Annotated in this window: 4 protein-coding genes and 1 pseudogene; 1 reads left to right on the forward strand and 4 read right to left on the reverse strand. The window is 72.8% G+C overall.

Features of this window, described 5'->3' with window-relative positions; genetic code table 11:
• The 4 genes and pseudogenes from ACFVYI_RS42090 to ACFVYI_RS42105 all read right to left on the reverse strand — a co-directional run.
• Positions 1 to 140 (reverse strand): annotated as a pseudogene (locus ACFVYI_RS42090) (ATP-binding protein); the annotation flags it as partial.
• A complete protein-coding gene (locus tag ACFVYI_RS42095; protein WP_329489726.1) occupies positions 121 to 546 on the reverse strand; it encodes a DUF742 domain-containing protein in 426 nt (141 codons plus the stop codon). The gene ACFVYI_RS42095 and the pseudogene ACFVYI_RS42090, both read right to left, overlap by 20 nt.
• 161 nt (positions 547 to 707) lie before the next feature.
• Positions 708 to 1,121 (reverse strand): roadblock/LC7 domain-containing protein, encoded by a 414-nt coding sequence (locus tag ACFVYI_RS42100; RefSeq protein WP_360642581.1) that lies wholly within the window; start codon positions 1,119 to 1,121, stop codon positions 708 to 710.
• A gap of 10 nt (positions 1,122 to 1,131) precedes the next feature.
• Positions 1,132 to 4,980, reverse strand: a complete 3,849-nt coding sequence (locus ACFVYI_RS42105) for a nitrate- and nitrite sensing domain-containing protein (protein WP_387895367.1) — start codon at positions 4,978 to 4,980, stop codon at positions 1,132 to 1,134.
• A gap of 567 nt (positions 4,981 to 5,547) precedes the next feature.
• Between ACFVYI_RS42105 and ACFVYI_RS42110 the strand changes: the two genes are divergently transcribed.
• Positions 5,548 to 5,769 carry a hypothetical protein gene (locus ACFVYI_RS42110; RefSeq protein ID WP_387895370.1) on the forward strand — a complete coding sequence of 74 codons (222 nt, stop codon included), beginning with the start codon at positions 5,548 to 5,550 and terminating at the stop codon, positions 5,767 to 5,769.
• The last annotated feature ends 45 nt before the right edge of the window (positions 5,770 to 5,814 follow it).

Below are 5,814 nucleotides of genomic sequence, written 5' to 3' on the forward strand. Positions count from 1 at the left end.
ATGACGGCTTCGGTGCGCAGGGGGTTGATCTCGGAGACGGCGCCGACGAGCGTGGTCTTGCCGACACCGAAGCCGCCGGCGACGACGATCTTCGCCGACGTCGTGGCACGGGTGGCTCCGTTAGAGCTTGCGAAGTCCACTGAGGACCCTTTCGAGCAGCGTGACGTCGGGCGTTCCGCCCGACTCGCCCGCGGCGGCGGGCTGGTGGATGGCGACGAGGCCGGCCTCGGCAAGGTCGGCGACGAGGATGCGGGCGACACCGAGCGGCACGCCGGCGAGTGCGGAGATCTCCGCGATGGACTTGACCTCACGGCAGAGGTTCACGATCCGGGCGTGCTCGGGCAGCAGGCCGCCGGTCCGCTCGGCGGAGCTCGTGGTCGAGATCAGCGCCTCGATGGCGAGCTGGTACCGGGGCCGGGTGCGGCCTCCGGTCATCGCGTACGGGCGGACCAGCGGCTGCTGCTCGTAGCCGTCGGACTGCTGCCCGCCGTAGCCGCTGCCGTACCCGCTGCCGTACGAGCCGGCGGGTGTCGAAGGCGGGGTCATGGGTCCTCCTTGTGCTGCAGCCTTGGGCAGCCGGTTCCAGCTGGGGCGATGCCAGCTGAGGCGAAATCAGCTGCCTGAGGGTAGCTGAGGGTGAGGCGCCGGGCCTGGTCGGGTCAGGCCCGGCGGGGAGGTGGGACGGGTGAGGTCGCCGCTCAGGGCACTCAGTGCAGGAGACTGCCCTGGAGTTCTGCGCGGAGTGCGGGGGTGAGGACGGCGCCGGCGCGGTCGACGAGCAGCGCCATTTCGTAGCCGACGAGACCGATGTCGGAGTCGGGGGACGCCAGCACGGCGAGGGAGGAGCCGTCACTGACGGCCATCAGGAACAGGAAGCCCCGCTCCATCTCGACGACGGTCTGGTTGACCTCGCCGCCCTCGAAGATCCGGCTGGCGCCGGAGGTGAGGGAGGTGAGGCCGGAGGCGACGGCGGCGAGCTGGTCGGCGCGGTCGCGGGGGAAACCTTCGGACATGCACAGCAGGAGGCCGTCGGCGGAGACCACCACCGTGTGCGACACCCCGGGGGTGTTGTCCACGAAATTGGTGATCAGCCAGTTCAGGTTCTGTGCGGCCTGGCTCATCTGATTCAACTCAACGCTCCTGATGATCTGCGCCGTTGCCGTCGGTCCGGCCCCCGAAACTATCGAATCCGGGCTGCGGGGCACCGTGCTGGTTGCCCTGGCCGCCCTGGTTGCCCTGGCCCGCCGCCTGCTCGGCGCCGACCCGGCGGCCCTGCTGGATGCCGCGGCGCAGGTTGGTGAGCCGGCCGCGCACCTCCTCCGGCGCACGGGACACCTGAGGACCGGTCAGCGGCGATGCCTCGGCGGTGCCGGAGACCAGGTTGGCCTGCGGGGTCCGCCGGGGGAGACCGGACATGGTGACGCCACTGGTCGAGGGCTCCCGGACCTGCTCGGCCCGGCGCCAGCGCTCGTCGTTCGCGGACGGGCGCCACGGGGCGTCGCCCGGTCCGCCCGGTCCGCCCTGCGGAGCCTGCTGCGGCTGGCCCTGCTGGGGAGCCTGCTGCTGGGCCTGCTGGGCCTGCTGAGCGTGCTGGGCCTGCTGCTGGGGAGCCTGCTGCGGCTGACCCTGCTCCTGGAGGCCGGGCGCGCTGGTCCCGGGGCGGCGCGGCTGGTACTGCCGGGCCCGGGCCGCCTGGGCGGCCTCGGCCTGCCGGCCGTCCTCGCGCTGCCAGGTCTGCTCGACCGTCTCGAAGATCGGCGTACCGCCCTGCGGGCCGCCGTCGGACGGGCCGGTCGGCAGCGCCATCGGCTCCTGGCGGACCGGCTCGGGCCGGGGCTGTTCCTGGCGGACCGGCTCCGGACGCGCCGGGGTCGGCACGTTCGGCAGCACCGGCTCGACCAGACCGAGGCCGAGCGGGTCACGCGGGTCGATCTCGCTCGCCTCGAAGCGCGGCCGCGCGAACTGCGCGGTGCTCTCCATCGACGAGGGCTCGGCCGGCGGCAGCGGCTGGGCCTGCTGCTGCGGCGGCAGCTGCGGCTGGCGCTCGCGCTGCGGTGCGTCCGGGCCGGGGCGCTGCGGACGGCGCGGCCCCTGCGGGCCCTGCGGTCCCTGGCCACCCGGGCCCTGCGGGGCCTGGCCCGGCTGGCGACGCTGCGGCAGCCCCTCCTGCGGGCGGTTGCCCGGGCGGTTGCCCGGGCGGGCGCCCTGCGGCGCGCCCGGACGGCCCGACTGGTCGGCCCAGCCGTGCTGCGGCTGCTCGCCGGTCCGGGGGCCCGGACCGCCGTCGAGGTCCGCGCCGGGGCGCGGCCGCTCCTGGGCGGGGCGCCGGCCGTCGGCGGGTCGGCCCTGGCCGGGCTGACCCGGACCGGCCTGTCCCTGGCCGGGCTGCGGTGCACCGGGCTGCTGCTGGCCGCGGCGCGGCAGCCCACCGGGGCCGCCCTGCGGCGGGGCCTGCCGGCCCGGTCCGCGCTGCGGCAGGCCGCCCTGCGGGTTCTGACGGGCCTGCTGGCCCTGGGGACCCTGCGGGGCCTGCGGAGCCTGGGGGTTCTGCTGGCCCCCCTGCGGGCCCTGCGGCGCGGTCTCGCGCAGGGACTGGCCGACCTGGCGGGTCGGCAGGCCGCCGCCGGCACGTCCACCCGGACCGCCCTGGCCGCCCGGAGCACCGGGACCGCCCTGACCGAGCTGCGGACGGCCCTGCGGGGCACCGCCCGCCGGGCCCTGCCCGAGCGCGGCCGGGCCGCCGTTCGGCCCACCGTTCGGTCCACCGGGCACCTGGCGCTGCTGACGCGGCGTCGGGGCGACCCCGCGCTGCTGCTTGGCCTGCGCCGAACCGGGCCGGGCCGGGCCGCGGCGGTCGGCGGAGTTGGTGACGTCCACCGGGAGCATGACCAGTGCGGTGGTGCCACCGGAGTCGCTGGGGCGCAGCTGGATGCGGATGCCGTGTCGCAGGGACAGGCGGCCGACCACGAAGAGGCCCATCCGGCGGGAGACGGAGACGTCCACCGTCGGCGGGTTCGCCAGGCGCTCGTTGATGTCGGCCAGGTCGTCGGGGCTGAGGCCGATGCCGGTGTCGTGGATCTCGACCAGCACCCGGCCGTCCGGCAGGGCGTGGCCGGTGACCCGGACGCGGGTCTGCGGGCTGGAGAACGACGTGGCGTTCTCCAGCAGCTCGGCGAGCAGGTGGACGAGGTCGTTGACGACGCGGCCGGCGACCTCGGCCGACGGCACGGTGGCGAGCTCGATGCGCTCGTACTGCTCCACCTCGGAGGCCGCTGCGCGGAGCACGTCGACCAGCGGGACGGGGCGGGTCCAGCGGCGGCCCGGGTCCTCACCGGCGAGGACGAGGAGGTTTTCGCCGTTGCGGCGCATACGGGTCGCGAGGTGGTCCAGCTTGAAGAGGTTGGCCAGCTGGTCCGGGTCCGCCTCGCGGCTCTCCAGCTCGGAGATGAGCGACAGCTGGCGCTGGATGAGGCCCTGGCTGCGGCGCGAGAGGTTGGTGAACATCGCGTTGATGTTGCCGCGCAGGAGGGCCTGCTCGGCGGCGAGGCGGACGGCCTCGCTGTGCACCATGTCGAAGGCGTGCGCCACGTGGCCGATCTCGTCCGCGGAGTCGACGCCGACGGGTTCGACGGTGACGTCGACGTCGTGCGGGTCGCTCTCGGAGAGGGTCTTGACCAGCTCGGGCAGCCGCCGCTCGGCGACGTCCTCGGCCGCGGCCTGCAGACGGGTCAGCGAGCGCACCATCGAGCGGGCGATCAGACCGGCGCCACCGAGGGCGACGAGCAGCACCAGCGCGACGGCGGCACCGATGATCAGGGCCTCGGTGTCGGCGGCGGACTGCAGCTCCTGGGCCTTGCCGTCGAGGTCCTCGATCAGCTTCGACTCGATCCGCCGCTCGGCGGTGATCTTGGCGGTGGCCTGCTCGTACCAGTCCTTGAAGCTGACCGGCTCGGTCTGGTGGATACCGCTCTGCTGGAGCACCGAGCGCGCGTACCGGTCGGCGGCGGCGACCACCGAGTTGTAGCTGAGCTGGCCGCGCAGGTTGTCCAGGTCGTGCGAGGTGTAGATGTTGTTGAAGCTGGTGAGCGCGTTGTCGTAGGAGGCGCGCAGCCGGATGCCGAAGGACTCGTCGCTCAGGCTGAGGTCGGGGGCCTTGGGGTTGGCGAGCGCCGCGCTGATCAGGGCGCGCTGCTGCGAGGTGGCGTTCTTGGCCAGCGAGAACTGCTGGAGGGCGCGGGTGGCGCGGACCAGGTCGCGGTTGTTGGACGCGAGCGCGATGTCCTGGGTGATCGACAGCAGGTCTCGGATGATCACGTCGTAGGCCGTGATCGTCGACTGGATGTTCTGGTTGTTCTGGTACGGGGTGTTGCGCGCGTCCGAGATCGAGTTCAGGTCCTTGCGGATCTGGAACAGCAGCGCCTTGCCGCCGGAGAGCTCCAGGTTCTCGAACTTGTCCGAGGACGCGGTGAAGGTCCGGCTCAGGTCGTCGGTGATCTTGCGGGCGTTGACGATGTCGTCGTCGAGCGGCGCGTTCGGCTTGTCGGTGATCGGGCCGGCGCTGATGTCCCGCTCGGTCTGCAGGGCGTCGGCGAGGTTGGTCGCCTTCTTGGCCAGATCCGAGAGGTTGGCCATCTGGGCGAGCTGCTGCGAGGTCTCGAGCGAGGTCTGGATGCGCAGACCACCGAGGACGAGCGCGACGAGGACCGGGAGCGCGAGCAGGGCGATCAGGCGGGTACGGATCCGCCAGTTGCGCATCGCCAGCCGGCTCATGCCCTTGGCCCGTCGGCGGGTCAGCGTCTTGCGGAGCTTGCCCCGGGCGGAACTCCGGTCCTGTTCGCCGTCGTCCTCCGGGCGGCCGACCGCCTCGGGTGCCGGCTCGGCGGGGCCGCCGGGCACCGCCGCCTGCTGGGGTGGTGCCACGGGCTCACGCGACTCCGGGTCACCCGCGGCGCCGCTACCCCTTTTGAAACGTCCCTGCACTGGCGTCGCAACCTCTGGACCGGGCGTCCCGCCGCGTTGCCGCGGCCTGGACGGTGTGGAGTTTCCATCCGCACCCCGGCCGGTCCGGGAGAGCGGGCACCGGGGTGGACTGCTCCCTACCCACGGTCCGTGGCATTCCAGCACAGCCGGGGAATCCCAACAAGGGCCGCCAGGGCGAGTGGGGCGACACTACCGACCGCGCGCGCGATTTCACTGACTGTGCGGTAACCGGACCGGAATACCGCCTTTTTCGGACACTCGCCGGATACATGCCAAGGGCGCCGGAGATCAACAAGAGCCACAGAGCTCCCCGAATGACCGTTCTGCCCTTTATGTCGGCAAAACTTGATGAAGCGATATGTCGGATATCGGAGAATTGCTCTTCAATTTGTGAGCAAAATCACAGCACAATGTGTAGCTTTGGTCACGGTGCCTGTGGAAAGAGATCCGTAACCTTGCGGTATCCGGCGCACGGCCTCGATCAGCCTGCCCAGAATCTCCCCGAACCACTCAGGCCGGCGCCGCTCCATGCCGATGCGCCGGCCGCGACCCCGAGGTGCTGACGCGATGTCCCAGGCGAACAAGGCCGCCACGAGCTCCACGTCCTCCAGCCCTTCCACGGCGAACCCGCGCCGGACGACGCTGGCCTCGGTCGAGGACTTCAGCACGATCCCGGGCGCCCGCCGGTCGGAGGACGTGGTGACCTACGCCACCGAGCTGCCCACCAACACGGCCAACCCGCGCCGCACCCAGCTGATGGTCGCCCCGGTCGCCACCCCGCGGGCCTGACCGCCCGCGCGCTGCAGAGGGCGCCGTGGTCGCACCGTTGGTGCG

Source organism: Kitasatospora sp. NPDC058218 (assembly GCF_042882445.1).
Taxonomy (GTDB): domain Bacteria; phylum Actinomycetota; class Actinomycetes; order Streptomycetales; family Streptomycetaceae; genus Kitasatospora.

Excerpts from the sequence above, each read along its gene's own strand:
- ACFVYI_RS42100 (WP_360642581.1), bottom strand. The coding sequence starts at position 1,121 with ATGAGCCAGGCCGCACAGAACCTGAACTGGCTGATCACCAATTTCGTG.
- ACFVYI_RS42095 (WP_329489726.1), bottom strand. The coding sequence starts at position 546 with ATGACCCCGCCTTCGACACCCGCCGGCTCGTACGGCAGCGGGTACGGC.
- ACFVYI_RS42110 (WP_387895370.1), top strand. The coding sequence starts at position 5,548 with ATGTCCCAGGCGAACAAGGCCGCCACGAGCTCCACGTCCTCCAGCCCT.